Source organism: Rhizobium sp. USDA 3886 (genome assembly GCF_056279785.1).
This window is the reverse complement of sequence record NZ_JBWCDC010000003.1, coordinates 630,507-655,532: the sequence shown is the minus strand read 5'-3', so window position 1 is coordinate 655,532 and position 25,026 is coordinate 630,507. Positions and strand designations below refer to the sequence as shown.

The following is a 25,026-nucleotide window of genomic DNA, read 5'->3' as shown; positions in this document are numbered from 1 at the left end:
AAGCGGCAGACGGCCTTAGCGGGCCGAGCTTGCCGCATCGCGGCGCCGCAACCGGGAGAGCAGCTTGATGGCCTTGGGAACGACAACGAGCGCGAGCGCCAGCGTGGTGATGGTCCCGACGAGCGGATTGGAGAAGAAGACGCCAAGAGAGCCATCCGCGATGATCATCGATTGATGGAAGGCATTTTCGGCCTTGTGGCCAAGCACCATCGCAAGCACCAGCGGCGCAATCGGGAATTCAAGCTTGTTGAAGACGAACCCTACGACGCCGAAGATGAGCACCAGCCAGAGGTCGAACGTTTCGCTGGAGACCGTATAGGCGCCGACGAAGCAGATCGCGACGATGATTGGCCCGATGATCGAAAATGGAACGCGCAGGAGTGCTGCAAACATCGGAACCGTGGTAAGGACCAGAATCACGCCGACGATGTTCGACACATACATGCTGGCAATCAGGCCCCAGACGAAATCGGGCTTCGTTGTGAAGAGCATCGGTCCGGGGGTGAGGCCCCAGATCATCAGCCCTCCCATCATCACCGCAGCAGTCGCCGAACTCGGCAAGCCGAGCGCCAGCATGGGAAGCATCGCGCAGGTCCCGGCCGAATGATCGGCTGTTTCCGGCGCAACGATGCCTTCCGCGCGCCCACTGCCAAAGGCCTGACCTGGCTTGGAGCATTGCCGTGCGATACCGTAGCTCATGAATGACGCCGCAGTCGGTCCGCCCGGAGTGATGCCCATCCAGATACCGATCGCGCAAGAACGGATGACTGTCGTGTAGTATCTGGGCAGTTCAGCGATGGTGCGCAGTACGTCGCGGAGATCGATCCTTGACGAGAGACCGCGAAATTTGTGCCCGTCCTGGACCGTCGCGAGGATCTCTCCGATCCCGAAAAGTCCGATGACGACCACAAGAAAGCTGATGCCGCCCAGGAGCACGTCAAGCCCGAATGTCAAACGGAGCGATCCGGTGACGGTATCCATGCCAACTGTCGAGAAGAGAAGCCCAAGTCCCAACGAAACCACCGTTTTCAACGGGGCAGCGCTGCCCATCCCGACAAAAGCGCAGAAGGCAAGGAAATAGACGGCGAAATATTCCGGCGCGCCGAAGCGCAAGGCGAAGCCTGCTGCCCACGAAGACAAAAGCGTAATGACAATGACCCCGGTAAGAGCACCGATGCCCGCCGACATGAAGGCAAGTGTCAGCGCGCGCGTGGGCTGGCCTGCGCGGGCCATCGGATAGCCGTCAAACGTAGTAGCGACCGAACTCGGCTCGCCTGGAATGTTGAACAGAATGGAGGTGGTCGATCCCCCGAACAGGGCACCCCAATACATCGACGCGAGCAGGATGATGGCCGAAACCGGATCCATCGAAAACGTCAGCGGAATGAGCAAGGACACACCATTCGGCGCGCCAAGGCCCGGCAGCACGCCGACGATCAAGCCAAGCATCACGCCCACCACCATGAGCATGATGTGGTAGGGCGTCAAAGCGATCTGGAACCCGTCCAGCAGCAGCCCAAAATCTCCCATCGAAGCCTCCCTGGCCTTCAGTAAACGCCGAACATGTTTTCGAGCGGACCCTTGTGCAGCGGGATCTGGAAGACGATCTCGAAAATCAGATAAAGAGCCAAGGCAAATCCGAGACCGAGGGAAACGGCTGCAAGGAAATGATATCTTCCCTGTCTCCACGAAACGTAGAAGAGATAGAGTGCGCTGCCGGCATAAAGACCGAGCTGGATGGCAACGACCACGAAAACCGCCATCGGCACGAAAAAAGAAGCCAGACGCCTGACCTGTTCGCGCTCCAGGAAGATCTCCCGGCGCTTTTCTCCGTCCTGTCGGAGTGCGAAAAGCGTCTGCGCGGCGGAAGCGGCACTCGCCAAGAGCACGATCAGTCCGACATAAAAGGGAAAGTAGCCAGGTTGCGGGCCGGAGCTTTCCCAACCCACTCCAAGATCGAGCGATCCGCTCGCAGCAAGAAGTCCGATGCCTGCGGTCACTGTCGCGACGAGCAGCTCCATGTGGATGCGTCTTATGTGCATTTGCTATCCTCCCTTATGAGAAAGGGCCGGTCCGGCGGCGTTCGCCGGACCGGTCATCTCACTGCACGAGCCAGCCTTCGGCCTTGAAGACCTTGACGGCATTCGTCTCGCTGGTTGCGATGAACTCGCCGAGCGCCTTACCGGTCAGGAAATCCCCGGTCTGCGAAGTCTTGCCCACATACTCTTTCCATTCCGGGGTTTCGCTCACCTTGCGAAGAACCTCGGTGTAGTAGGCAAGGGCATCGTCCGGAATATCAGCCGCAGTCCAGACGGTGCGCGGCATCTTGTAGGACTCAATCGGAATACCGGCCTCGATGCAGGTCGGAATGTCTTGCCAGCCCTTGCCGTCATGGATCGGCTCGCTTTTTGCCATTTTCTTGGACGAGAAGACACAGAGAGGTTTGACGGCTCCAGCTTGCCACTGTCCGATGTTCTCGTTCGGGTTGTTGACGTTTGCAGTCACGTGACCCCCCGCCAGCTGCACGCCGACTTCACCGCCACCGTTGAACGGCACGTACTTGAAGCTCGCACCGGTCTGCTGTTCGATCAGGGCAACGAGTGTCTCGTCCGTGTCCTTGGACTGGCTGCCGGCAAAGGCGACCGTTCCAGGCTTTGCCTTGGCGGCATCAACGAGGTCCGTCGGCTTCGCATAGGAAGAGTCGGACTTTACCCAGATCAGGAATTCGTCAAACGCGAGAGCGGCAACGGGCGTCAGATCCTTGGTCGAATAGGCCATCTTGGCCACATGGGGCAGCAAATAGGCGTTGTTTGTTCCGAAATAGAGCTTGTTCGCGTCACCCTTGTTCTGCCTTGCGTAGAGAAACGCCTCCGCGCCGCTGCCGCCACCCTTGTTGAGGACGACCATCGACTGATCCATCAGCTTGTACTTCGTAATGATGGACTGGATGGTGCGGGCGAAGTTGTCGGTACCACCGCCGGCGCCCGAGGCAACGACGAACTCGACCGGGCGGTTCGGTTCGAATGCGAATGCCTGGCTAGCCGCGGTTAACGCCGCCAGGATCGTGTATACAACAGAAAAAGGCTTCTTCATCTTTACTCCTCCTTTGAACTCATCCGGCACGAACCCTCCTCCATGCCGGTCGATGCTGCAGATTTCTGAAGTCAAGCCGCCGCAGACAGCGCTGTAGCCCTTCTGGCCATGCGTGCCGCCAGAAGCAACGCCTCGCGGGTAGCGCCTACATCGGCGATACCCTTTCCAGCGATGTCATAGGCCGTGCCGTGAGCCGGCGTGCAGAGCGGGAACGGCAGGCCACCGATCATGGTCACGCCCTTGTCGAAACCGATCAGCTTCATCGCGATCTGGCCCTGATCGTGATACATGGTCAGAACGGCATGAAACTCTTCCTTGAGTGCCCGCAGAAAGACGGTATCGGCAGGGAACGGTCCTGCGACGTCGAAGCCGGCCTTTTGGGCGGCTGCTACGGCCGGTTCGATGATATCGATCTCCTCCGTTCCGAAATTGCCGCCATCGCCGGCATGCGGATTAAGCCCTGCGACGATGATCCTCGGATTTTCGCGACCGGCGCTCTTCAGGCACGCCTGTGTCAGTTCCAGTTCGGCGAGAATACCTTCCACCGATAGAGCGGATGCAACGTCTGCCAGAGGTATGTGCGAAGTCACGCGTGCGTTCCAGACGCGCTCGAGAACATTGAATTCGCGCGCCTTGCCGGTGAACCCGATGACGTCGGCAACAAAGCGGATTTCGTCGTCGTAGCCGGGATAAGCGTAACGCATCGCCTTCTTGTTGAAGGGGGTAAAGCAGACGGCGTGGGCTCGGCCGGCGTGGGCAAGCTCCAGCGCAGTGCGGAAGTTTGCCGTGGCAAAAGTGCCGCCTGCAAGCGTCGCCTCGCCCCGTACCACGTCGGCAGGATCGAGATGGCCGAGATCGATGAAGACATGGTGATCTTTACCCGCCTCCTCAAAATTGTCGAGCAACGCGCTTGCAAGGTTCAGTTCGACGCCCGCCTCCTTGGCTCCGCCCTGAAGAATACGACGGTCGCCTATTACGACAAGGTGCGCGGCTTCGCGAACTTCCGGAAGGGCGATGATGCGGGCGGTAAGTTCGGGACTGATGCCTGCCGGATCGCCCATTGCAAGGGCGATCACTGGACGCGTTTCGGCTGTGCCGTCTTTGGTCATGGGCCTCTCCACATGTTTCTCCTCGAAACAGCAGATACAACAGTTTGGCATTCAATATCAAGAGCACTGTATTCTGTATGCAGAATATTCCGTTGACTTGATCGCTTCGGAGTCTCATTACGTGACCTCAGCGAGCGCCCTCAATGGAGAATCAGCGTGGTCCGGACGAACTCAATCAACATGGGCGCGGGTGATGTCAGCGGCGTTGCGCCGCTGCAGCGAACAGCCTTGCACGACACTCTTGTGAACCACCTGCGCGACATGATCATCGAGGGCAATCTCGCGCCGGGAAGCCGTATCCACGAAGGCCAGCTCGGCGAGCAGCTTGGCGTTTCGAGGACGCCGTTGCGCGAGGCGATTAAATATCTGGCGAGCGAAGGGCTCGTCGAGCTCGTCCCCAGCCGCGGAGCGGTCGTGAAGCGCTTCAGCCCGAAGGATGTCGAAGACATGCTGACGGTGTTGCAGTCGATGGAGGAGCTGGCCGGACGGCTCGCCTGCGAGCTCGGCTCAGTCGAGGAAATCGCCCATGTTCGCGCTCTTCACGACGAAATGCTGGAGAAATACAGGTCGGGTGACCGGCTGAACTACTACAAGCTCAACCAGGCGATCCATACGGCAATCGTTCAGATGGCGCACAACGCAACGCTCTCGAACATGCATGGGACGTTGCAGACGAGGCTGAAGCGCATTCGTTTCGTCGGTCACGAAGGCCCGGAGAAATGGGCGGCCGCAGTTGCCGAGCATGAAGAGATGATCGTCGCGCTGGAACAGCGCAATAAGCCTGCGTTGTCAGAGGCACTCGGACGGCACCTGAAGAACGCATGGGAGCGCGTCAAGGACGGTGTCTGAGGCTGCCTGCACGCCTCGATCTGCCTTATGATGATCGCTACCCGCCGGCCACAAACGCACGATTATAACCTGCAAAGCGCTCCGGGGCGCAAGCGGCAGCCTCAACGGCCGGATGGTCGATCATCGCTGACCCAAAGTTTTCATTGCGGCGATTGGAACGTCGCGTCCTCATAGTTCGCTTCGGGGCAGTCGCTTCAATCGACCTCGAATGGTCGCCGTCGTTGGGCGGATCGAAGCCCATGCGCGGCCGGCCAGTATCTAAAGGTTTCCCGCCAGATCGAAGAGCTGCTGCGCGATCAGGTGCATGGATGCGAAGCCGCTCCATCATGAACCGTGCGCGGTCTCCATGAACGCGGAACTTCCACACCTTCTTCTCATTTTCTCGAAATGAACATCCGTAACGGGGAGAATCCATGCATGGCGATCAGCAGCAGGAGATGGCTGCCAGGTTCCGGTCGCTGGAGCCTGTCCTGCCAAAGGGATGGAACGTCCTGACGCCGAACGATCCATATATCGAGGCGAGATATGATCGAAACCGTCTCGGAAACGCGGACCGCGACCAGCAGGCCTCCGGCTCTCGCGACGACGTTTTCGAAGCCGACGCCGCTGCCAGGTCTGCTGTGGGCACGGGTCGCTACGTGAGAAGCGGCGGGTCGCCTTCGCGCGTCCGGCCTATGAACTCGCTGGGGAAGTCCCACTGGACGAGCATCTGCGCGACGATATCCTCCCGACCGGTCATCAGCGAACGGTCGCCGAGGGACAGGATCCTGCCGACCGCGAACTTCGCCAGAGCCAGGATATGGACGGGCTGCGTCAGGAGCAAAGCTTCCCACGCAGCCGATAAGCCTGGACAAGACGGTCGACACTTGCCGGCGGCGGGTGTGGGGCGCCGGACGAAGTAGAAAAACGAAACGCTAAGAACGGCCGGCTACAATTCAGCATATTGCCACCACAACCGCAGCCGTAGCAGTCGCGGCACACGCAGCGTTCATCGGCGGTTCAGGCCCGATGGTTCATCGTGATATCCAGCGAGGAGGAGGAGTTCACGATGAACAAGCTCGTATCCGCCCTTACGGCCGTAGTTCTGGCTGCGTCTTTCGCCTTACCGCTAAACGCCGCGCCGATCTTCGTGCCGATCCCCGAGCAGGTGGAAACCGGCTCGGTCGTACAGGTCAAAAACCGGCACCATCGTCATTGGAATGCGGGTCGCCGCTGGGACAGGCGGTATGCTTCCTGCCGTTACTACGGCAGCTGCTACCCTCGCCGATATAGCTACTACGGCCGTCCCGGGTACTACGGCGAGTATCCTGACTATTACCGTTACCACCGACGGTCGGGAGTGAGCATCTATTTTGATTTCTAGCCGGTAGTGCGCGCAGGATAGCCAGAAAGTCGCAACGATCGCGCCGCTATCGACGATCCCGAACGGTTCCCCCTCAACACGGCCGTCGCTCGAAAGGGCGGCGGCTTTTTCGTGTCGGTACGTGCTGGCGCTAATGGCCTGCGGTGTTGCCGGCTTTGCGGCACAGGTGCGCGCCGCCCGTGCCCTTCTCAAGGTTGGCGATCGTCGAGCGGCTGACGTTCGCACCTTCAGTCAACCTATCGTGCCGCCGTTGCTGACGATCGGGCACGCAATTCCGTCTGACTGAAGAAGCGCCAGTGTCCGGACGATAAAGCCTTCGACGGCCGAAGCCGACTGCGGCTTGGGATAGGTGACGAGCCCCCGAAAACGAGACCGTCGGCCGCAATGATGCGCTTCGCAAGAAAAAAGGCTTCCTCTGGTGTCTGCACCCCGCAGCGTCCGCCACCGGTGTCGCACTCGACGAGAACCGTCAACCGCTTGCGGCCGGCAAAATGCGTAGACAGGCCGTCAACCGTCACCGCGCTGTCGGCAACGACCTTCAAGCTCGGCGATATTCTCGTTGAGTGCCGAGAGCCGTTCGAGCTTTTGCGGACCGAGAATATTGAAGGTGATGAGGATGTCTTCGAAACCCGCTCCCGCAAAAACCTCGGCTTCGGAGATCTTCTGGCAATTGATGCCGTTTGCACCGGCGGCGACCTGCGCTGCGGCAAGAGCCGGGATCTTGTGCGTCTTGATGTGCGGACGGAAACGCAGGCCGTGCGCTGATGCTTGCCGCCAGCCGGTCTTCGTCGATGATCGGTCGCGGCGTCGAAAGATCCGCGATCTTGTCGCCTGCCTCGACGACAAAGGCGAACCGGTTTCCCTGCATCTACGCGGCTCCACGCTCTCGTCCGTGAGGATCGGCCACCATCGGCCAGATGTTCTTTGGCGCCCGGCGATAGGCCGTCTTGGCCGGATTGTTCGGATAAGGTGTCCCTGCGGAACAATATAGGATCTCGGCGGCGATCTTCGAAAAGGACGCAAAAAAGTGGTTCGTGGACTTGATGACGAGGATCTTCTTCCTGGCCGGATCAATGCCCATGACCGTGAAAAGGCTGGTATCGAAGCTCTGGGCGCGCGTCGAGTTCAAGATGATGTCGATGCCGTTGAGAATCACGTGGGCGGCATCGCCGAAGGGTGCCAGGCTCTCACCGAACTGCATCTCGGCGTTCTTCACGAGCTTGACGATCCTCACGGTACCATCGACCGGATTTCCGGTGCCGGGCGCCGATTTTGCGCCGAAGCGGAGCGGAATCTCAGCTCCCTCGCCTGCCGCAAAACAGATCTGCACCGCCATCGGGTCCCAGATCGTGCCGATTGCCGTGTCCCGCGCCCCATGGGCCATCAATTCTTCGAGGATGACTGTTGCATCGCCTGCGGTACCGCCGCCCGGATTGTCCCAGACATCGGCGATGACGACGGGCCAGGCGATAGCGGCCAGAGCGCGCACGACCGCTTCCTTCTCATCGATCTGTGGCGCCATGAAGGTTCCGCGCTTGGCAAACAGCTCAAGCCCCAGTTCACGGGCAAGCGCTGCCCCCTTTTTCGGCTTGTCATCCGTCACCACGAGCATCTTTGTTCCCATTTCGGGAACGTCGCCGACCATGAAACCGTGGATCACCGAGATCGACAACACGTCCGGATCGTTCTTTTCGATCTCAATGATCTTGTCGACGAAGGAGCGCATAGGTTCGCGCGACGTGGGGAAGACGTCGATCATGCGGCAATCGAAGACGGAAACGGCGGGCTTGACCCGGCCTTCAAGCGTATCGACGGCGATGCGCCACAGATCTTCGGCGCGATCAACGAAATCCGTATGCGGGAACTCCTTGAAGTAGACGGCAAAGTCGAGGGCCGCCACGCGCTTGGCGGTTAGATGGCTGTGCGGGTCGAGTTCGGCGCAGACGAGAATGTCGGGTCCCACGATCTCGCGGATGCGCGAAAGGATGTCGCCTTCGGTATCTTCGTAGCCCGCCGCCACCATGGCTCCGTGAAGCCCGAGGACTACAGCATCAACCGGCATTGCCGCGCGCAGCTGCGCGAGTATCTCGTCGCGCAAATCTTCATAGGTAGAACGGTTTACGAGCCCGGCCGGATCCGCCCAGGTTGCCGTTCCTTCAATCAGCTCCCAGCCCTTTGCGGCAGCGACCCGCCTGCCAACGGTGATCGGCGCGGTGCAAAGCGTCGGCGTTTCGGGATGCTGTCCCGGCGGCGCGTAAAGCGAGGCCTCGAAAGCCCGCCGGTCGACGCAAATCGGTGAGAAGGTGTTGGTCTCGGTTGCCAGAGCCGCCGTAAAAATGCGCAAGAGATTGGCCTTTATGTTGTCGGCAGGCATCAACCCATCGGATTCGGCAGATAGCCGGTGAACCCGCAGATCTTCCAGCGCCCCTCGTGAAGCCGGCAGTAATAGAGCGTCTGCCACTGCAAGACATCGCGGCTGCCGTCGGCCTTGCCGATGCCGCCATCGAACTTCTTGTGCACGAGCGCCATGTCGCCTTCGATTTCGATGTCCTCGAGCGTCGTTGTTGTGAAAATCGCTGTGCGCGCATCTTCGGCGAAGTTCTCGTTCGCAAACTCCTTGGCCTGCCGCAGCCATTCGTCGCGATAGGCGGCAAGCGCCGGAAAGGCAAGGCGCCATTTGTCCGGGCTCACCTGCCTGCGGCTGTCGATGCCGATGAAACCGTCTTCCAGGAAGTCGTTTTCGACCATGGACCAATCGGCAGCCAGAAACGCGTCGATATCACGTGGAACGAGCATCTCCCAGATGGAATGCCTGGCTACGTCGGACGATGGGAAGGGATTCTTGAAAGGATCGCGCATATCCGCCCCGGATTTAAATTCTTTTCATAAAGAGTGTTTTCCGCTGGCAAAACTCCGCTTTCTGTGGTCACTTGTCAACTTATCAAGAAAATAATTTGCAAGGATCCGGAATGTCCATCAAGCGCTATGGCACTGTTCAAACCGGCGCCGGCGGCAAACCTCTGCCGTTTGCGCGCGCCGTCGAAGCCGATGGCTGGCTTTATGTTTCCGGTCAGGTTGCAATGGAAAACGGCGAGATCATCGACGGCAACATTATCGCCCAGACCCATAAAACCATCGCCAATGTGCTTACGATCCTCAAAGAGGCGGGCTACCGCGTCGAGGATATCGTGCGCGTCGGCGTCTGGCTCGACGACCCCCGCGATTTCTGGTCGTTCAACAAGATCTATCAGGAATATTTCGGCGAGCATCCTCCGGCGCGCGCCTGCGTGCAGTCTTCGATGATGATGGATTGCAAGGTGGAAATCGACTGCGTCGCTTATAAGAAGAAAGACCAGTAAGGGCGCCATCACCGGGAGGATCGGTTGGATATCTTTTCCACATTGCAGGAAGACAAAGGCCGCCTTTCTCCATCGGAGAACCGGATTGCCGAAATCATCGTCAACGATTTCGAATTTGCTGTGAACGCCTCCATCATCGAACTTGCCGAAAAGGCCAAGGTTTCGCCGCCGACCGTGACGCGCTTCTGCCGCCGTCTCGGTTGCGAGAGCTTCTCCGACTTCAAAGTCCAGCTCGCCCGCACGGCGCATATCGGCGTCCGCTATCTGAAGCCTGAGTCTAAAAGCAGTGATCCCGCTGACGTTGCGCAGGACATCATCACCAAAGCGCAAAACGCGCTGTTCCTGCTGCACCGCTCTCTCGACATTGCCGCAATCGGGCACGCCGCCGAGCAGATCGCCAAGGCGGACATGATCTACGCCTTCGGATCGGGCGGCAACTCCTCGATGATCGCAGACGAATTCCAGAACCGCCTCTTCCGTCTGGGGCTGCGTATCACAGCCAGTTCGGACCACAGCATGCAACTGATGATGGCGGCGGCAGCACGAGCGGGCGACGTGCTGATCGGCTCGTCCTTTTCGGGGCGCAATGCCGAACTCGTTCGCGCCTTCGGGCTGGCACGCGAAGCAAAGGTCACGACGATTGCACTGACGCAGACCGGCAGCCCGGTGGCAATGGCGGCCGAGATCGTCGTGCCGATCGATCTGCCGGAAGGAAACAACATCTTCCGCCCCACCTCCACCCGCATCGCCTACATCGCAACCGTCGACATCATCGCGAGCCTTGTCGCCTATGCGATCCAGCCGAAGGCGGCGGTGACGCTGCGACGCATCAAACAGCAACTCGTTACCCATCGCGACGGCGACGACCGTCAGCTCCTCGGAGACTGAGGGCGTACAAAAGGAGCATGAAGCATGACGCAATCGGTCGCTATCGTGACGGGAGCTGCTGGAGACATCGGCGCTGCGATCGCCGCTAGGCTCGCCGATGACCATGACATTGTCCTCCTCGCCGACATCGATCTTGACGCGGCCGCGGCCGTTGCGGCCACGCTTGGTGCGCAGAGCCGCTTCGTTGCAGCCGGATGCGACGTCACGAGCGAGACGAGCGTTTCTGATCTTGCAAGGCGCTGTGCGGAGCTCGGACAATTGCGAACGCTCGTCAACAATGCCGGCGCGGCACGTGCCGTCAGCCTTCACGATACCACGCCTGCCATCTGGCGCATGGACAATGCGCTCAACCTCGAAGCCGCATTCTTATGCTTTCGCGCCGTCGAAGACATGCTGAAGGCCTCAAAAGGCTCGGTCATCAACATCGCCTCCGTCAACGGCATGAACGTCTTCGGGCATCCGGCCTATAGCGCGGCAAAAGCGGGTCTTATCCACTTCACGCGGCTGGTTGCCGTCGAATACGGCAAGTTTGGCATCCGCTCCAATGCGGTCGCCCCCGGCACGGTCAGAACCCGGGCCTGGGAAGCGCGCGCGGCTGCCAATCCCAACGTTTTCGAGGAGGCACGGCGATGGTATCCGCTTCAGCGGGTCGTTGACCCGACGGATGTGGCCAATGCCGTCGCCTTTCTGGCCGGACCGCAGGCGGCGGCCATCAGCGGGGTTTGCCTGCCCGTTGATTGCGGCCTGACGGCGGGCCAGGCGGAGCTTGCCCGCACCTTCTCGCAATCCGACCATTACTGAAGCCATAATCAAAGAGAGGAACAGGACATGAAGCCGGTTTACTATCGCTTAGAAAACAGCTGGACCCCGGACGGCGCACCGAACGGCCGCTTCACCTTTACGCTCTTCAACTTCTGCGAAAGCCCGCTTTCCGGCTTCAGGCTCGTCTATACGTCCTTGACGCGCGTGAGCGACCCCGAAGCCTGCGAAAACGCCCGGTTCCTGCGCCGGAACGCGAACTTCCACGAATTTTCGCCGCCTGCGGGGCTCAGCATCGCACCCGGGCAAAGCTGGACCTTCACGGTCTCCGGCCTTCACCGCAAGGCGCAGCATTGCACGGACGGGGCAAAGTCCGCTTATCTGACCTTGGCCGACGGCACGCATGCCGCCGTCGCCGTGTCCGATCTGATTCTTGAAGGCCGCGTGAGCGAGCCGCCGCCGGTGCTGCTGCCGGAAGGCCGCGTTGATGTTCCCTTCGCGCTTCAGCCCTGGCCGGCAGAAATCGATGCCAAGCCGGGCGACAGCTTTCCGGTCGTGCTTTATCCGGAAGGGGCAAGCTCCGACGAGCTGCTTTCGATCTCGACGGTAATTTCCCTTTCGCGCCGCCTCTTTGAGAGCGACCATTCCGTCTTCAGCCTGACGCCATCGCCGCAGGGCCGGGCGCTGGTTCTCGATCGCCAGGCTTTGCTCGGTGCGGAGAGTTACCGGCTGACCTTTGCCTCCGACAAGGTCACGCTTTCCTATTCCGATGCAGCCGGGCGCCAGTACGGCCTGACCTCGCTTGCGCAATTGCTCAACGGCGCGCGCACGACCAAGGGCAAGTTCCGCTTCCCGATCTCCGGCAGCATCTCCGACAAGCCGCGCTATGGCTGGCGCGGCTGCCATCTCGACGTATCGCGCCAGTTCTATCCCGTCGCCGACGTCAAACGGCTGATCGATATCCTTGCCTGGTTCAAGCTCAATATCTTTCATTGGCACCTGACCGACGACGAGGCCTGGCGGCTGGAGATCAAGGCTTATCCGCAGCTGACCACAACCGGGGTCCTGCGCGGCCCGGACGAGCCGTTGTTGCCGCAGCTCGGCAACGGCGCCGAGCCGGTCGGCGGCTTCTACTCGCAGGATGATATCCGTGACATCGTTGCCCATGCTCAGACCTTGAACGTCGAGGTCGTGCCGGAGATCGATATTCCCGGCCACAATGCCGCAACGCTGGCCGCTCTTCCCGAACTGACCGATGGCCAGGAGGCGCCGGACAGCTATCATTCCGTTCAGGGCTATCCGAACAATGCCTTGAACCCGGCCGTGCCGCTCACCTATGAATTCCTGGAAAGGGTCTTCGACGAGATGGTCGAGCTCTTCCCTTCCTCCTACATCCATGTGGGCGGCGACGAAGTGGCAAACGGGTCATGGCTTGCCTCTCCGTTGGCAAAGAAGCTGATGGCCGAGGAAGGCATTTCCGGCACATTCGGCCTGCAGTCCTATTTCCTGAAACGCGTCAAGGACATGTTGGCGGCGCGCGGGCGCAAGCTCGCCGGCTGGAACGAGGTGGCCCACGGCGGCGGGGTTGCAGCGAAAGACACGCTTCTGATGGCCTGGGAAAATCCGCAGGTGGGTATCGATCTCGCCAGAGAGGGCTACGACGTCGTCATGACGCCCGGCCAGGCCTATTATCTGGACATGGTGCAGGCGGAAGCCTTTCAGGAGCCGGGGGCGAGCTGGGCAGGCACGGTACCGCCGGCACACACCTATGCCTATGAAGCAGAAGGCGCATTTCCCGAGGAGCTCACGGACAAGATGAAAGGCGTGCAGGCCTGCATCTGGTCCGAACACTTCCTGTCGCGCGGCTACTTCAACCGGCTGGTGTTTCCGCGCCTTCCGGCGATCGCCGAGGCGGCATGGACCCCAAAGGCCAGGAAGGACTGGGACCGCTTTGCGGCCATCGTCCCGCTGAGCCCGAAACTCTAGGCCCGAAACTCCAGGACGGTAGCGATGCGGATTGCAGTCGGCGGAATTCATACGGAATGCAGCACATACTCGCCGGTGCTGATGGCGATCGAGGATTTTCGCGTCCTGCGCGGGGCAGACCTTCTCGTATCCGACTATTTCAGCTTCCTGAAGGCGGAAGGGATCGACCCCCTCCCGCTGCTCCATGCGCGTGCCATTCCCGGCGGGCCGGTGTCGCGCGCCGCCTACGAGGCGTTCAAGACGGAATTCCTCGACCGGCTGCAAGCGTCCATGCCGCTTGACGGTCTCTATCTCGCCATGCACGGGGCGATGAATGTCGAGGGACTGGATGATGCCGAAGGCGACTGGATTTCGGCGGCCCGCGCCGTCGTCGGTCCGGACTGCGTCGTCGCTGCGAGCTACGATCTGCATGGGAATGTCAGCCAGAAGATCGTCGACCAGCTCGATATTTTCGCAGCCTACCGCACGGCGCCGCATATCGATGTGCGCGAGACCATGGCACGCGCCTGGTCGATGCTCGTCGTCGCGCTGAAGAGCGGGAACCGGCCGGGCGTGGCCTGGGCGCCGGTGCCCGTACTGTGGCCAGGCGAGCGGACTTCGACAGAAGATGAGCCGGCAAAGGACCTCTATCAGGCGCTTGCTGAGTTCGACGGCCGCGACGGCGTTCTCGATGCCAATCTTATGATCGGCTATGTCTGGGCCGACGAGCCCAGGGCGACGGCCTGCGCCGTGGTGACGGCATCGGACAAAGCTGCTGCCGCAAAAGCCGCAGAGGAGATCGCCGTTTCCTATTGGAATGCCCGCGAGGACTTCCGCTTCGGACCGGTCACCGGTCCACTCGACGACATGCTCGACATCGCAGCAAATATGAAGACCGCACCGGTCATTCTCGCCGATTCTGCTGACAATCCGACCGGCGGCGGCGTGGGCGACCGGGCCGATGTCCTAAGCACCGTCCTTTCCCGCAAGTTCGAAAACACGCTTTTTGCCGGCATCACCGACCGGCCGGCCGTCGAGGCCTGCTTTGCCGCCGGCAAGGGAGCGACCGTGCCGCTCTCAATCGGCGGCAGTCTCGATCCAGCGAGCTTTCCCGTTCGCATCGAAGCCGAGGTGATCCGGCTCGACGATCCCGGCCCCGAGGCCGAACGCCAGGCAGTGGTGAGGGTCGGCGGTGTGACGGTGGTTCTTGCCGCCCGCAGGCGTCCGTATCACAACATCGCGGATTTCACGCTGCTGGGGCTCGATCCCCGATCGGTTCGACTGCTCGTCGTGAAATCGGGCTATCTTTCGCCCGAGCTTGCGCCGATTGCCAATCCGAACCTCATGGCGCTGACCGAGGGCGTCGTGAACCAGGACATCGAACGTCTTGCCAGCCATCGCCGAACGCGGCCGGTCTTCCCGTTCGACCGCAAATTCGACTACCAACCGCAGGCGCGTCTTTCGGCGTGTTGGCAGGACTGATTGTCTTTCATTTCAGGCCCCGGACAAAGGCTAACATCCGCCGCCTGCCTCTCTTTTTTTATCCGGACCACCATGCACCGTCTCTTTCCCGATGTCTTCCGCAGTCCCGCTATCCGCATCAGCATGATTTCGATCTTCACTTTCGGGTTTGCAAGCGCCGCAACGGGACCTTACCGGTCGGTCGTCGCTATCCGCGAGCTCGGCCTTTCCAACGGCCTGTACTCGGCACTCATTTTTGCCGCTGCTGCGGTCAACGTCATCGTCAGCATCCTGCTCGGCAATCTCGCCGACCGGCTTGGCGAATATCGTTCCATGATGTTCCTCGCGGCCGCATTCGGAATTGCGGGATATGGGGCAATCTATATCTTTCCATCTCAGGGCATTTTCGTTCTCAGCGTCCTCCTGCTCCTGCCGGTCTACGGTTCTTTGAACTCGCTTTTGTTTGCCAACGCACGGGCGGCGACCAGGGGGCATGTCCGGCACGGACATCGCGACAGTCAACTCCGGCATCCGGTCAATGATTTCCCTTTCCTGGGTGCTCGTGCCAGGCGTCACAGGCGTCTTGCTTTCCGAATCTGCTAGCATGCTGCCGGCTTATCTTTTCGCCTGCCTCTCGTGCATTTGCTGCTTCGGCCTGATCAGTCGGTTCCCGCCGCGCCAAAAGGGTACGGACAAGGCGGCGACACATCACCTTTCTCATCTCGCAGCGCTTGGCGAGGTGATTTCGCCCAGAATCCTTGCGCGCGTGATTGCCGTGGCCCTCATCACGAGCACGCTCCACATCAACGACGCGATCCTACCCTTGATCGTCACCGACGCCGCTCGCGGCACATTGGCCGATGTCGGCATTATCGTCGGCGTTGTCGCTGTCCTTGAGATCGTCTTCATCATCGCATGGGCGCGGATTCTCAAGCAGACGGGTCAGGTTACAGCACTGGTAACCGGCACGATCATATACGCCGCCTACCTGTTGCTGCTCGGCCTTGCTTCAGAGCGCTGGCACGCTTACGCCCTGACGGTCATCAGCGGCATTGGCGCGGCAGCGCTGATCAGCATCCCCATCACCTACCTCCAGGATCTCATTGCAGATCGACCAGGCCTTGGTAGCGCCTTGATATCCGTCAACATCTTTCTCAGCGCGGGCGTGAGCGCGCTCGTCTTCGCCATCGGCAGTTTCATCACGACGTATTCGGGGACTTCAATTATCGGAGCGCTCTTTGGAATAAGCGGTATTGGGCTTTTGATGTACTGCAACACCAGACTTCGAGCTGTTTGATGGCACGACTACCGTCGGGATGAAGAAGGCAGGTCCTAAGCCAACGATGATCAAACAAAGACGGCGACGGCCGATCTTCCACCAATTTTTTGAAGGTCCCATAGCTGCTGAAACGTTCGAATTCAATGATTGTCCGGTTCCTGCATCCACTGCGGAATGTCTCGTTTAGCATGAAGCACACGCCACACGTCGACATGATCTGGCCGGTCATGATAAAGGATGAGATAGGGATATTGCTTCATCGAAACGCTCCGCAGGTCAGGTAGTCCCAACTCGTATGCATACCGCAATGCTCCGGCCTCCGGATGGCTTGCGATCAGATCATAAGCAGCTTGAAGAGCGTCGACAAAGCCGAGAGCGACGTCGGTTCCAGCTTCGCGTGCATAGTAATCGACGGCTGCCTCGACATCACTGCGAGCCAGGTCTCGCGGGACAATCGCCTTGCTATTCACTTGCTGTGCCGTCCACGCGCTCGATCGCGCAGACTGCTGAAATAATGCTCGTCGACCGGTTCGGTCTGTACGGACGATGCTCCGTCAAGCAAAAGCCTGCGCAAAACAAGGCGATCCTGATCTCGACGGATCAGTTCACGGATATACTCGCTGCTCGTCCCATAGCCCCGCCCCGCAACCTGCTCATCGACAAAGCTCTTCAATTGGTCGGGCAGAGAAATGTTCATCGTGCTCATACGGAGGACCATAGCAGCAATGGCAAAAATTGGCAAGAACAACCAACTGCGACATCGGTACCACAGCACATCATCGAATAGGCGTCGCAGACTCCCGGCCGCTCCTATACAATTGCGGAACTGTCCGCCCTTTCAAGCGCGATGTAAGCCGCTGCCGTCCAGGAGAATCCGAGCCCACCGCATCCTTCGCCGGTTTTCGGGTCGAAATACTCGGCAAAGCCTTCCTTCTCGATCGCGCTGATCGTCGAGCGGCGCAATTCTTCTGCAAATCCTGCCTGGCCGTTACGATGTAATCCCTTGATCAGGAGCCAGTTGATGATCGCCCAGGCGGGGCCGCGCCAATAGCGCTTGGCCTCAAAACTTGCGGAACCAGGCTCGGTCGTCGGGAAGGCGACTTGCATACCCTTGCACCATTTTCGCATTTCGGCCACTGCAGCTTCGGCTGTCGCCTCATCAAGGTCGAGCGCAAGAAGAGGAATGAAGCCGGCCTGCGTGGCTGCGGCGACATCCTGGCTGGCAAGTAGATCCCGCGAGACGAAACGCGAAAAATGAGGACGCCACTGCGCCTTTAGGGCCTGCCGCGTGCGCTCGTTCAGCGCTGCGATCTCGTCGCCTTCGTCTCCGCGCCCGAGCACGCCCGCAAGATATTGCAGGTCTTCGCCGGCCTTGAGGAGGATCGCGCCCGTCTGGACATCCGCGATCTTGAACTCGGCTCTTTGCCATTGCCTAGCCGGATCCCATCCGCAGTCCGCATAGGTGTCCAGAAGGTGGATGAATCGGTTATAGTCCTCGTCGCGGGGGCGCATCGCTGGGTCCACATGGCCTGTGTCCTTTCGAACGACTACGGTTTCTGTGGCGGTCGGCACGCGGGCAAGCGCGATATCCCAGGCAGGTGAGTTGTCGCTGCCGCTTTCCCAGGGATGCAATAGGGCGACAAGACCGGTGCCTTCCGGATCACGCGCACGGTACCACCACCGGTGCCACTTCAGGGCAGTTTCGTAGAGCGCCAGGGTTCTCTCCTCTGCGACGGAGCCCGTTGTGAGCGCCGTTTCGTAAATCTGGCGAAGAGCCATCGCGAAGACCGGCGGCTGCGTGATACCGGAGGTTGGGATGACATGGTCCGTGCGCCAGACGTCAGGCCCTGGGAAATAGCTGTCGCTCGGCTGATGAAATACGATGTGCGGGATCATTCCGTCGGCCCATTGTCCCTCGGCCAGGCGTTCGAGCTCACGATAAGCGCGATCGATGTCGTAGGTGGCAAACCCCATGGCGACGAAGGCCGAATCCCAGTTCCACTGAAAGGGATAAAGCCGGTCGGTCGGAACGGTGTAGCCACCACGATCGTTCGCCGCCAAAATCGCCTTGGCTTCATCGATGTATTTCGTCATGCCATTTACTCCAGATATTCGTCAGGCAGCGGTCGCCAGATAGGCCTTGCCGCTATCGGGGGCGAGCCAAGAGATGCGCGCGGGATCGAGTTTCAGGCCGATGACGTCGCCGCTCGCGACCTTTTCGGCAGCCGGCAGGATGACGCGAACGGGCTGGTTCTCGATCAATCCTGTCAAAAGTAGATGCGAACCCATCGGCTCGGCGACGCGTACGCGCATTTGAAATCCTTCTGACGGCGGCGCAAGCACGACGGCTTCGCCGCGCAGCCCGAGGACGATCTCGCGCCCGGATTCCGGTGGCACCGAGAAGCGCTCGCTGCCCGCGATCACGTGCCCGTCCGTCACCGGCATGCGGATGAAATTCATCGGCGGATTGCCGATGAAGCCCCCGACGAACCGCGTGGTGGGATGATTGTAGATGTCGACGGGATGGCCAACTTGCTCGATCTCGCCGTCGTGCATGACGGCGATCCGGTCCGAAAGGCCCATCGCCTCGGTCTGGTCGTGCGTCACATAGATCGTCGTGGTGCCGGAAGATTGCAGAACGGTCTTCAGTTCCGTGCGCATTTCCAGGCGCAGCAGCGCATCGAGATTGGAAAGCGGCTCATCCATCAACAGAACCTTCGGCTCGACGGCCAGCGCCCGTGCAACGGCCACGCGCTGGCGCTGGCCGCCCGACAGCTTGTTTGGATAGCGGTCGAGATATGGCTCGATATGGAGGAGAGCTGCCGCTTTTTCGACCTGCTGCCTGACACGCCCCTCTTCGGCCTTCTGCATCCTGAGGCCGAAGGCGACATTCTCAAAGACGGTCATATGCGGGAAGACGGCATAGTTCTGGAAAACCATGGCAAGGCCGCGGTCCCTCGGCTGAAGCCCGACCACCGAGCGGTCGCCGATCCGAATGTCGCCGGCACTTTCGGATTCAAGACCGGCAATGATGCGCAGGAGCGTCGTCTTTCCGCAGCCGGAGGGGCCGAGAAGTGAAACGAACTCGCCGTCGTTGACCGTCAGCGAGACCTCCTTCAGCGCCTGGAAGGCGCCGAAATTCTTCCGGATGCCGTCGATTACGATGTTGGCCATGAAAGTGTTCCCGTTACTTGGATGAAATGCCCCAGATTGCGAAGAGGTAGCGCCTGACCGCGAAGATGAAGACAACGGATGGCAGGATGAGCATGAGGCCGCCTGCAAAGCGGTAATGCATCGGGCTTTCGGCCAGCACGGTCAGCAGATAAGCCGTCAGCGTCCGGTTCCGGACGGTGAGCACGGAAGCGGCAAAGACCTCGTTCCAGGAAATGACGAAGGCAAAGACGGCGGTCGCTGCGATACCCGGAAGGGCAAGGGGAGCGACGATCTTGAAGAATGCCTGGATACGCGAGCAGCCGAAGACCCATGCCGCTTCCTCGAGTTCTCTCGGAACGCCGAGAAAGATGCCTTGTGTCACCAGAACCGCGAAAGGCAGGGCAAGGACGGTATGGACGAGACCGACGCCAGTTACCGTGTCGTAGAGGCCGAGACGGATGAAGGAAACGGTCAGCGGAAGCGCAAGGATTGCCAAAGGAAAGGCGCGGGTCAAAAGAACCATGAGCCGGAAGGAATCCTTGCCGTGAAAATTATAGCGTGCCAGCGCATAGCCTGCGGGCGCTCCGAGAAGCAGGGAAAGGGCAACCGTGATCGCCGCGGCTCCAAGTGAGTTCAGGAAGGAGCCGAGAACTCCTTCCGTCCTCAGGAAAAGCAGGAAGGGCTCGAAGGAAAGGCCTGTCGGCAGGCCGGTCTTCGGCCAGAGGTAGACGGCGCTGCGTCCGCCGAAGGCGCCGAGCGCAATCAGATAGATCGGCACCAGAACCCAGGCACAGAGGACGGCGATCCCGCTCCACAGCAGAATGCGGCGGGACGAGACGAAGCTTGCGGTGCCGGTCGTACTCATGGAAGACGCTCCGGATCGACCCTGATCGCCTTCAGATAGAACATGGTGGCCGCAAGCGAGATCAGCATGATGAGAACCGCGTAAGCTGCGGCAACGCCATAGTTCTGGTTCTGGTTCTGCCAGTTGTAGGCCTCGCCAACCAGCACCGGAAAATTGCGGCCGCCAAGGGCATAGACGACGGCGAAAACCTCGAAGGCCAATACGGTGCGCAGGATGAGCGCTGACTGCAGCGCGGGCCGAATGAGCGGCAGGGTGATGCGGTAAAAGCGCGTCCAGGGACCCGCGCCGAAGATCTCTGCCGCTTCCCGGTATTCCTTCGGCACCTGATTGAGGCCGGCAACGATGATGACCATCACGATCGCCGTTCCCCGCCATATCTCTGCGGCGGCTATGCCGAGAAAAAGTGCGAATGGCGTCTGGTAGGAAAGCCAGCTCGCCTGCCGTTCGATGATGCCGAGGCCGTAGAGGAAGGAATTGAGATAGCCGCTGTTTTGCAGGATCGACAGCCAGACGAGACCGGCGGCAAGATCGGAAATGCCAAGCGGAATGGTCCAGATCCATAGGATCGTTTCCCGACCGGCCGCCACTTTCGCGACCATCGTCCCCATGGCGAGCGCAATGACGATCTGCACCGGCACGACGGCAAGGGTCAGAAGAAACGTGTTTTGAACCGAGCGCGTAAAATTGAGGTCGCCCGTCATACGCTGGACATTGGCAAGCGACGGCATGCCATTGTCGGAGACGGCAAGCCAGATCGTCTGCACGAGCGGCACGACGAAGAGCAGCGCCAGGAACGCCACCGAGGGCAAGATCAGCAGATAGGGGATCCAGGGGCGGTTGTTCGGCATTGGCTTTCGCCTCGCGACTTTCAAGGATGAGGCCCGGACGCAAAGCGTCCGGGCCAGAGGCTCATTCGACAGGGCAGGCTCCGTCGCTCTTGGCGTCCGGCGCCCAGCACGGGGCTTTCGTGTCGCTCATCAGCTTCGCAAGCGTTGCTCCTTGCGCCTTCAGGACGTCGCCGACGGCTTCGTTCTGCAGGATGATGCGCTGAAAGCTGTCCATATAGACCTTGTTGAACTCGCCGCCCTTGTCGCCAAGACCGACCGGAAGCAGCGAGATCAGCGCGTCCGGCGAGCTCTGGGTCGCGTTGACGGCAGCCGCCAGCAGGCCGACGCCAGGATCGATGTCGGAGGGCAGCTTGGCATCGAGCGTCGGGAAGAAGCCGACCTTCTGCGCGGTGAGCAATTGGGTGTCGAGCGTCGTCAGGTGTTCGATGACGGCGATCGCGCCAGCCTTGTCGGGCGCGCCCTTCGGAACGGCGAGACCGGCGACAACGGGCATGTAGCCACGGCCTTTCGGTCCAGCTGGTGCCGGGAAGACGACATACTGGTCAGGCTCGGAGGAAATCGCCTCCTTGAGGCGGGCAACGTGATCCCAGGCGACCATGACTTCGCCGGCAAGCAGCGGCTCCTGCATGAAGTCGTAATTGGTGGAGTTCGGAGTGACGACGGCCCAGAGCTCCTTCAGCTTTTCCCAGCCGGCTGCGGCATCAGCATTTTGGAACGACCGCACCACGCCGCCCGTGAACGACGGATAGAAGTAGCCCTGGAAGAAGCGGGACATCAGTCCCTTTGGCCCGGCTGGAAAGCCGATCTGCGGCTGGCCGGTTGCTTCCTGCATCTTCTTGCCCCATTCGATCAGCTGATCATAGGTGAGCTTGTTCACATCAGCGCCCTGGGGAAGGTATTGCAGGGCATCCTTCCTGGCGGCCATGACATAGGTCGCCTGCATCCAGGGGATATATTGCTGGCTGGACTTGCCGAGCTTGCCGAGATCGAGCAGAGGCTGCGGCATGCCTTTCGAGGCGAGCGCCTTGGCGACATCGTCGAGCGGCTCAAGTCCGTCCTTGTCGGCAAGCGGCGACAGTTCGCCGTGCAAAGCGCCGACCAGGCTGATCGTGTGCGCTCCGGCCTGGCGCTCGGCCTCCATGCGGACGGCAAATTGCGGCGGCTCCTCGACCACGTAGTCGACCGGGTTCTGAACGCCCTTGAGCAATTCTTCGCGAACCACGGTCGCTTCTGCGATCGGGCGAAGCTGCGTGGACAGGAATACAGTGTCGGCAAGCACCGGCGTTGCGGCCAAAAGAACGGTCGATGCCAGAATTCCAAGTGACGCTAGATGTTTCATTTTCTCCTCCTCTTTGGTTCTTCTCTATGCATTTGGCGGCGCACGCCGATGGCTCTCGCGGTCGACGAATTCGATCGGGTGCAGTTCCTGAAGTTCTTCCGAAGGCTCGCCGGCAATGGCGCGAAGCAGCAGCGAGGCAAAGCTGCGGCCCAGGTTCTCGCCTGCCATGCGCATAGTGGAGAGCGGCGGGCTGGCAAAAGCGCCCGTTGGCAGATCGTCGTGGCCGACGATGCTGATCGTCTCCCCGCCCTTAATTTCGCGAAGCGCCCGCAAAGCACCGATCGCCATTTCATCTGTCGCGCAGACGATCGCGGTTGGCCGGCGGGGATGGCGCAGCAATTCCAGCGCCGCCAGGTATCCGCCCTGCTCGGTCGGGGCGCCTTCGGCGCAAAGTTCCGTTGAAAGGCCGCTTTCTTCCATGGCTGCCTGCCAGCCCATGCGGCGGACATGGGCAAAGTAATAGTCCTGCGGGCCGGCGATATGAGCGATCCGGCGATGACCCTCGGCATGAAAACGAAGGCTTGCCGCTTGAAATCCGGCAAAACCGTCGCCGTCGAGATAGGGATGCGGCACGACAGACTCGGTCCGGCCGTTGGTGACGAACGGAATGCCCCGCGCCTGCAGGAATTCCACGCGCTCGTCCCTGCGCTTCGTGCGCACGAGCAGCATGGCGTCAACCCTTTGCCCGTCGACGAAACGGCGGCACATGTCGAGCTCGCTCTCGCCGCGCGGCACGGGGGCAATCACAAGATTGAGGCCGGCTGTGGCCAGATGTTCGGCGCAGCCGGAGAGCATATCGAGAAAGTGCGGCGGGCCGATGTGGCCCGGATCACTCGGGAGTGTGACGGCGACAAGTTCAGCGCGCTGTTTGCGTAGGCGTCGTGCAGAGGCATTGGGACGATAACCGGTAAGCGCTGCCGCTTCCCGCACGCGTTCGCGGGTTGCCGGCGATACGTCCGGATAGCCGTCGAGTGCGCGCGATACCGTGGTGATCGACAGGCCGAGCGACTGGGCCAGCTGTTTCAGATTAGACACTGCGCATCCTCCCAGATACCGCGCCAATATGAACCAAAACGTTTTGGAGATCAAGCCAAAACGTTTTGGAAAAGGACATCGATATGAAGTATGAGGCAGCGCAGATAGGCGTCCAAGCTCGGCTTCGCGCCAACCGGCGTTAAATGTCTAAGAGGCATTAGACGAGTGTTACTTGGGCCCGCCTGCACCGGCCCCGTCACAGGCGCATTCATCAGGCTGTGGGCTGATCACACTCGCGCCGCAAACCTTTCCTTCGGGTGAGGGTAAGGCGCGGTCGGGAAGGCATCTTCCTGGCAACATCCGGGAACCGTTAATCATTCCGCTGTCGGCGGCTTGCGAACATAAAGTGAACGCGGTAGCGTCGTCTGCGATGAAAGAGCGCATGGCGTACAAATTCCGCATCTACCCCGACGGGGGGCAGGCCCGCCTGTTCCGCCGCACCATCGGGTGCTGCCGCCTCGTCTACAACACCTGCCTCGAACAGAAACGCCTGGAAAGACACCGTTCCGATCCGAGGCGGCTGAGCGCCATCGACCAGAGCAAGCAGCTCGCAGACCTCAAGGCGGAGCTGCCATGGCTCCGCGAGGTTCCGCACCACTGCCTGCAGCAGGCGGTCATCGACCTGCACCGCGCCTATGCCAACTTCTTCGAGGGCCGCGCGGCCTATCCCAAGCCACGGCGCAAGTACGAAAACGAGAGCTTCCGATATCCGGACGCCAAACAAATCGCCTTTCGCGAGGGAGAAATCCTTCTTCCGAAGGCTCGATGGGTGAGGATGGTCGCTCACCGCGAGGTCGTTGGGACGGTGAAGAACGTCACAGTCTCGCTCAGCGGCGACCACTGGTACGCCTCGATCCAGGTGGAGCGGGAGGTGGCCGAGCCGACCGTCCGCGACGGGATCGACCTCGGCGGCGACCTCGGAGTCGTCAACGCGCTGGCGCTGTCGGACGGCGCGGTCTACGACCTGCCGCGCATGACCGACGAGGAAAAGCGCCGGGAGGAGACCCTCGCGCGCGTCGTCTCGAGGCGCAAGAAAGGGTCGAAGAACCGCGCCAAGGCGCAGCGGGACCTCCGGAACTTCAGGGCGAGGATCGCAAGACGTCGCCGCGACGCCAAGCACAAGGTGACGACCGCCGTCGTCTGCCGCTGCGACGTCATCTATCTCGAGGACCTCAAGGTGAAGAACCTGACAGCCTCGGCCAAGGGTACCGTCGAGGAGCCGGGGACCAACGTCGCCCGGAAGGCGGGATCGAACCGCTCCATGCTTGACGTCTCGCCGGGCGAGACCGTCAGGCAGATCGAATACAAGATGCGCCGGTCCGGCGGCGGCGTCTACTACGTCAACCCCGCCTACACCTCGCAGAGGTGTCACGCGTGCGGACACATCGAGGCGGCCAACCGTCCCGACAGGGACACTTTCAAGTGCCTCTCCTGCGGCCACGCCGCCTGCGCCGACCACAATGCGGCGCTGAACATCCTTTACCTGGGCCGCAAGGCCCGAACCGGAGGACATCCGGAGATGGCCTGTGAATCGAACCCGGTTGCGGGTCGGAAGCAGGAAGAAGACGGTAGCAGTCCCCGCGCGAATGCGGCGTGATCAAGACCGGAAGCCCCGTCCTTCAGGGTGGGGAGAAGTCACTTCAAGCTGTATATTATCAGCC

Annotated in this window: 23 protein-coding genes and 2 pseudogenes; 9 read left to right on the top strand and 16 right to left on the bottom strand. The window is 60.7% G+C overall.

What is annotated here, in order from left to right; genetic code table 11:
- Positions 1 to 15: 15 nt before the first annotated feature.
- The 4 genes from ACZ9BX_RS25955 to ACZ9BX_RS25940 all read right to left on the bottom strand — a co-directional run bounded on the left by ACZ9BX_RS25955 (position 16) and on the right by ACZ9BX_RS25940 (position 4,202).
- On the bottom strand, positions 16 to 1,530 hold the full coding sequence (locus tag ACZ9BX_RS25955) for a tripartite tricarboxylate transporter permease (protein ID WP_476220975.1): 1,515 nt from the start codon (positions 1,528 to 1,530) through the stop codon (positions 16 to 18).
- A gap of 17 nt (positions 1,531 to 1,547) precedes the next feature.
- Entirely contained in the window at positions 1,548 to 2,042 is a 495-nt protein-coding gene (locus tag ACZ9BX_RS25950) for a tripartite tricarboxylate transporter TctB family protein (RefSeq protein WP_476220974.1), read from the bottom strand.
- A 58-nt stretch (positions 2,043 to 2,100) separates the two neighbouring features.
- Entirely contained in the window at positions 2,101 to 3,093 is a 993-nt protein-coding gene (locus ACZ9BX_RS25945; RefSeq protein WP_476220972.1) for a Bug family tripartite tricarboxylate transporter substrate binding protein, read from the bottom strand.
- Between the two features lie 71 nt (positions 3,094 to 3,164).
- Positions 3,165 to 4,202 (bottom strand): 4-hydroxythreonine-4-phosphate dehydrogenase PdxA, encoded by a 1,038-nt coding sequence (locus tag ACZ9BX_RS25940; protein WP_476220971.1) that lies wholly within the window; start codon positions 4,200 to 4,202, stop codon positions 3,165 to 3,167.
- A 180-nt stretch (positions 4,203 to 4,382) separates the two neighbouring features.
- On the opposite strand from ACZ9BX_RS25940, the gene ACZ9BX_RS25935 reads away from it, so the two are divergent.
- Positions 4,383 to 5,051 carry a GntR family transcriptional regulator gene (locus ACZ9BX_RS25935; protein ID WP_027512908.1) on the top strand — a complete coding sequence of 223 codons (669 nt, stop codon included), beginning with the start codon at positions 4,383 to 4,385 and terminating at the stop codon, positions 5,049 to 5,051.
- Positions 5,052 to 5,685: 634 nt separating this feature from the next.
- On the opposite strand, the gene ACZ9BX_RS25930 is transcribed toward ACZ9BX_RS25935, so the two are convergent.
- Positions 5,686 to 5,874 (bottom strand): hypothetical protein, encoded by a 189-nt coding sequence (locus ACZ9BX_RS25930; RefSeq protein WP_476220969.1) that lies wholly within the window; start codon positions 5,872 to 5,874, stop codon positions 5,686 to 5,688.
- A gap of 225 nt (positions 5,875 to 6,099) precedes the next feature.
- Here ACZ9BX_RS25930 and ACZ9BX_RS25925 point away from each other — a divergent pair, with 225 nt between their 5' ends.
- Positions 6,100 to 6,414: a hypothetical protein gene (locus ACZ9BX_RS25925; RefSeq protein ID WP_476220967.1), complete on the top strand. Its 315-nt coding sequence runs from the start codon at positions 6,100 to 6,102 to the stop codon at positions 6,412 to 6,414.
- A 240-nt stretch (positions 6,415 to 6,654) separates the two neighbouring features.
- Here the strand turns inward: ACZ9BX_RS25925 and ACZ9BX_RS25920 are convergent.
- The 3 genes and pseudogenes from ACZ9BX_RS25920 to ACZ9BX_RS25910 all read right to left on the bottom strand — a co-directional run.
- Positions 6,655 to 7,282, bottom strand: a pseudogene (locus ACZ9BX_RS25920) (alanine racemase); the annotation flags it as partial.
- On the bottom strand, positions 7,283 to 8,758 hold the full coding sequence (locus ACZ9BX_RS25915; RefSeq protein ID WP_476223042.1) for a M81 family metallopeptidase: 1,476 nt from the start codon (positions 8,756 to 8,758) through the stop codon (positions 7,283 to 7,285). It lies immediately after the preceding pseudogene.
- 29 nt (positions 8,759 to 8,787) lie between these two features.
- A complete protein-coding gene (locus ACZ9BX_RS25910) occupies positions 8,788 to 9,273 on the bottom strand; it encodes a hypothetical protein (RefSeq protein ID WP_476220966.1) in 486 nt (161 codons plus the stop codon).
- A 110-nt stretch (positions 9,274 to 9,383) separates the two neighbouring features.
- Between ACZ9BX_RS25910 and ACZ9BX_RS25905 the strand changes: the two genes are divergently transcribed.
- The 6 genes and pseudogenes from ACZ9BX_RS25905 to ACZ9BX_RS25880 all read left to right on the top strand — a co-directional run bounded on the left by ACZ9BX_RS25905 (position 9,384) and on the right by ACZ9BX_RS25880 (position 16,143).
- Entirely contained in the window at positions 9,384 to 9,773 is a 390-nt protein-coding gene (locus tag ACZ9BX_RS25905; protein ID WP_132558101.1) for a RidA family protein, read from the top strand.
- 24 nt (positions 9,774 to 9,797) lie between these two features.
- On the top strand, positions 9,798 to 10,661 hold the full coding sequence (locus ACZ9BX_RS25900; protein WP_027512914.1) for a MurR/RpiR family transcriptional regulator: 864 nt from the start codon (positions 9,798 to 9,800) through the stop codon (positions 10,659 to 10,661).
- Between the two features lie 24 nt (positions 10,662 to 10,685).
- A complete protein-coding gene (locus ACZ9BX_RS25895; protein ID WP_476220964.1) occupies positions 10,686 to 11,462 on the top strand; it encodes an SDR family oxidoreductase in 777 nt (258 codons plus the stop codon).
- Positions 11,463 to 11,489: 27 nt separating this feature from the next.
- Entirely contained in the window at positions 11,490 to 13,406 is a 1,917-nt protein-coding gene (locus tag ACZ9BX_RS25890; protein WP_476220963.1) for a beta-N-acetylhexosaminidase, read from the top strand.
- 24 nt (positions 13,407 to 13,430) lie between these two features.
- On the top strand, positions 13,431 to 14,867 hold the full coding sequence (locus tag ACZ9BX_RS25885; protein ID WP_476220962.1) for a M81 family metallopeptidase: 1,437 nt from the start codon (positions 13,431 to 13,433) through the stop codon (positions 14,865 to 14,867).
- Positions 14,868 to 14,939: 72 nt separating this feature from the next.
- Positions 14,940 to 16,143 (top strand): annotated as a pseudogene (locus tag ACZ9BX_RS25880) (MFS transporter).
- A 122-nt stretch (positions 16,144 to 16,265) separates the two neighbouring features.
- Here ACZ9BX_RS25880 and ACZ9BX_RS25875 read toward each other — a convergent pair.
- The 8 genes from ACZ9BX_RS25875 to ACZ9BX_RS25840 form a co-directional block, all read right to left on the bottom strand.
- Positions 16,266 to 16,595 carry a type II toxin-antitoxin system RelE/ParE family toxin gene (locus ACZ9BX_RS25875; RefSeq protein WP_476220960.1) on the bottom strand — a complete coding sequence of 110 codons (330 nt, stop codon included), beginning with the start codon at positions 16,593 to 16,595 and terminating at the stop codon, positions 16,266 to 16,268.
- Entirely contained in the window at positions 16,592 to 16,867 is a 276-nt protein-coding gene (locus ACZ9BX_RS25870) for a type II toxin-antitoxin system ParD family antitoxin (protein ID WP_476220958.1), read from the bottom strand. Before ACZ9BX_RS25870 ends, ACZ9BX_RS25875 begins: the two co-directional genes overlap by 4 nt.
- 68 nt (positions 16,868 to 16,935) lie before the next feature.
- Positions 16,936 to 18,219 (bottom strand): MGH1-like glycoside hydrolase domain-containing protein, encoded by a 1,284-nt coding sequence (locus ACZ9BX_RS25865; protein WP_476220956.1) that lies wholly within the window; start codon positions 18,217 to 18,219, stop codon positions 16,936 to 16,938.
- Positions 18,220 to 18,240: 21 nt separating this feature from the next.
- A complete protein-coding gene (locus tag ACZ9BX_RS25860) occupies positions 18,241 to 19,299 on the bottom strand; it encodes an ABC transporter ATP-binding protein (protein ID WP_476220954.1) in 1,059 nt (352 codons plus the stop codon).
- Between the two features lie 13 nt (positions 19,300 to 19,312).
- The gene (locus tag ACZ9BX_RS25855) at positions 19,313 to 20,143 is read right to left on the bottom strand and encodes a carbohydrate ABC transporter permease (protein ID WP_476220952.1); all 831 of its coding nucleotides are present in this window, start codon (positions 20,141 to 20,143) and stop codon (positions 19,313 to 19,315) included.
- On the bottom strand, positions 20,140 to 20,991 hold the full coding sequence (locus tag ACZ9BX_RS25850) for a carbohydrate ABC transporter permease (RefSeq protein ID WP_476220951.1): 852 nt from the start codon (positions 20,989 to 20,991) through the stop codon (positions 20,140 to 20,142). The genes ACZ9BX_RS25855 and ACZ9BX_RS25850 overlap by 4 nt, the downstream gene beginning before the upstream one ends.
- A gap of 61 nt (positions 20,992 to 21,052) precedes the next feature.
- Positions 21,053 to 22,330, bottom strand: a complete 1,278-nt coding sequence (locus ACZ9BX_RS25845) for an ABC transporter substrate-binding protein (protein WP_476220949.1) — start codon at positions 22,328 to 22,330, stop codon at positions 21,053 to 21,055.
- Positions 22,331 to 22,354: 24 nt separating this feature from the next.
- Entirely contained in the window at positions 22,355 to 23,365 is a 1,011-nt protein-coding gene (locus ACZ9BX_RS25840) for a LacI family DNA-binding transcriptional regulator (protein WP_087002414.1), read from the bottom strand.
- A gap of 382 nt (positions 23,366 to 23,747) precedes the next feature.
- On the opposite strand from ACZ9BX_RS25840, the gene ACZ9BX_RS25835 reads away from it, so the two are divergent.
- Complete coding sequence (locus ACZ9BX_RS25835; RefSeq protein WP_476220946.1) at positions 23,748 to 24,962, top strand: RNA-guided endonuclease InsQ/TnpB family protein; 1,215 nt, start codon at positions 23,748 to 23,750, stop codon at positions 24,960 to 24,962.
- Positions 24,963 to 25,026 lie beyond the last annotated feature (64 nt).

What these genes read in the sequence shown, in the direction of transcription:
- ACZ9BX_RS25955 (WP_476220975.1), bottom strand. Translation starts at nt 1,530, where the DNA reads ATGGGAGATTTTGGGCTGCTGCTGGACGGGTTCCAGATCGCTTTGACG.
- ACZ9BX_RS25950 (WP_476220974.1), bottom strand. Translation starts at nt 2,042, where the DNA reads ATGCACATAAGACGCATCCACATGGAGCTGCTCGTCGCGACAGTGACC.
- ACZ9BX_RS25945 (WP_476220972.1), bottom strand. Translation starts at nt 3,093, where the DNA reads ATGAAGAAGCCTTTTTCTGTTGTATACACGATCCTGGCGGCGTTAACC.
- ACZ9BX_RS25940 (WP_476220971.1), bottom strand. Translation starts at nt 4,202, where the DNA reads ATGACCAAAGACGGCACAGCCGAAACGCGTCCAGTGATCGCCCTTGCA.
- ACZ9BX_RS25935 (WP_027512908.1), top strand. Translation starts at nt 4,383, where the DNA reads ATGGGCGCGGGTGATGTCAGCGGCGTTGCGCCGCTGCAGCGAACAGCC.
- ACZ9BX_RS25925 (WP_476220967.1), top strand. Translation starts at nt 6,100, where the DNA reads ATGAACAAGCTCGTATCCGCCCTTACGGCCGTAGTTCTGGCTGCGTCT.
- ACZ9BX_RS25910 (WP_476220966.1), bottom strand. Translation starts at nt 9,273, where the DNA reads ATGCGCGATCCTTTCAAGAATCCCTTCCCATCGTCCGACGTAGCCAGG.
- ACZ9BX_RS25905 (WP_132558101.1), top strand. Translation starts at nt 9,384, where the DNA reads ATGTCCATCAAGCGCTATGGCACTGTTCAAACCGGCGCCGGCGGCAAA.
- ACZ9BX_RS25895 (WP_476220964.1), top strand. Translation starts at nt 10,686, where the DNA reads ATGACGCAATCGGTCGCTATCGTGACGGGAGCTGCTGGAGACATCGGC.
- ACZ9BX_RS25890 (WP_476220963.1), top strand. Translation starts at nt 11,490, where the DNA reads ATGAAGCCGGTTTACTATCGCTTAGAAAACAGCTGGACCCCGGACGGC.
- ACZ9BX_RS25885 (WP_476220962.1), top strand. Translation starts at nt 13,431, where the DNA reads ATGCGGATTGCAGTCGGCGGAATTCATACGGAATGCAGCACATACTCG.
- ACZ9BX_RS25865 (WP_476220956.1), bottom strand. Translation starts at nt 18,219, where the DNA reads ATGACGAAATACATCGATGAAGCCAAGGCGATTTTGGCGGCGAACGAT.
- ACZ9BX_RS25860 (WP_476220954.1), bottom strand. Translation starts at nt 19,299, where the DNA reads ATGGCCAACATCGTAATCGACGGCATCCGGAAGAATTTCGGCGCCTTC.
- ACZ9BX_RS25855 (WP_476220952.1), bottom strand. Translation starts at nt 20,143, where the DNA reads ATGAGTACGACCGGCACCGCAAGCTTCGTCTCGTCCCGCCGCATTCTG.
- ACZ9BX_RS25850 (WP_476220951.1), bottom strand. Translation starts at nt 20,991, where the DNA reads ATGCCGAACAACCGCCCCTGGATCCCCTATCTGCTGATCTTGCCCTCG.
- ACZ9BX_RS25845 (WP_476220949.1), bottom strand. Translation starts at nt 22,330, where the DNA reads ATGAAACATCTAGCGTCACTTGGAATTCTGGCATCGACCGTTCTTTTG.
- ACZ9BX_RS25835 (WP_476220946.1), top strand. Translation starts at nt 23,748, where the DNA reads ATGGCGTACAAATTCCGCATCTACCCCGACGGGGGGCAGGCCCGCCTG.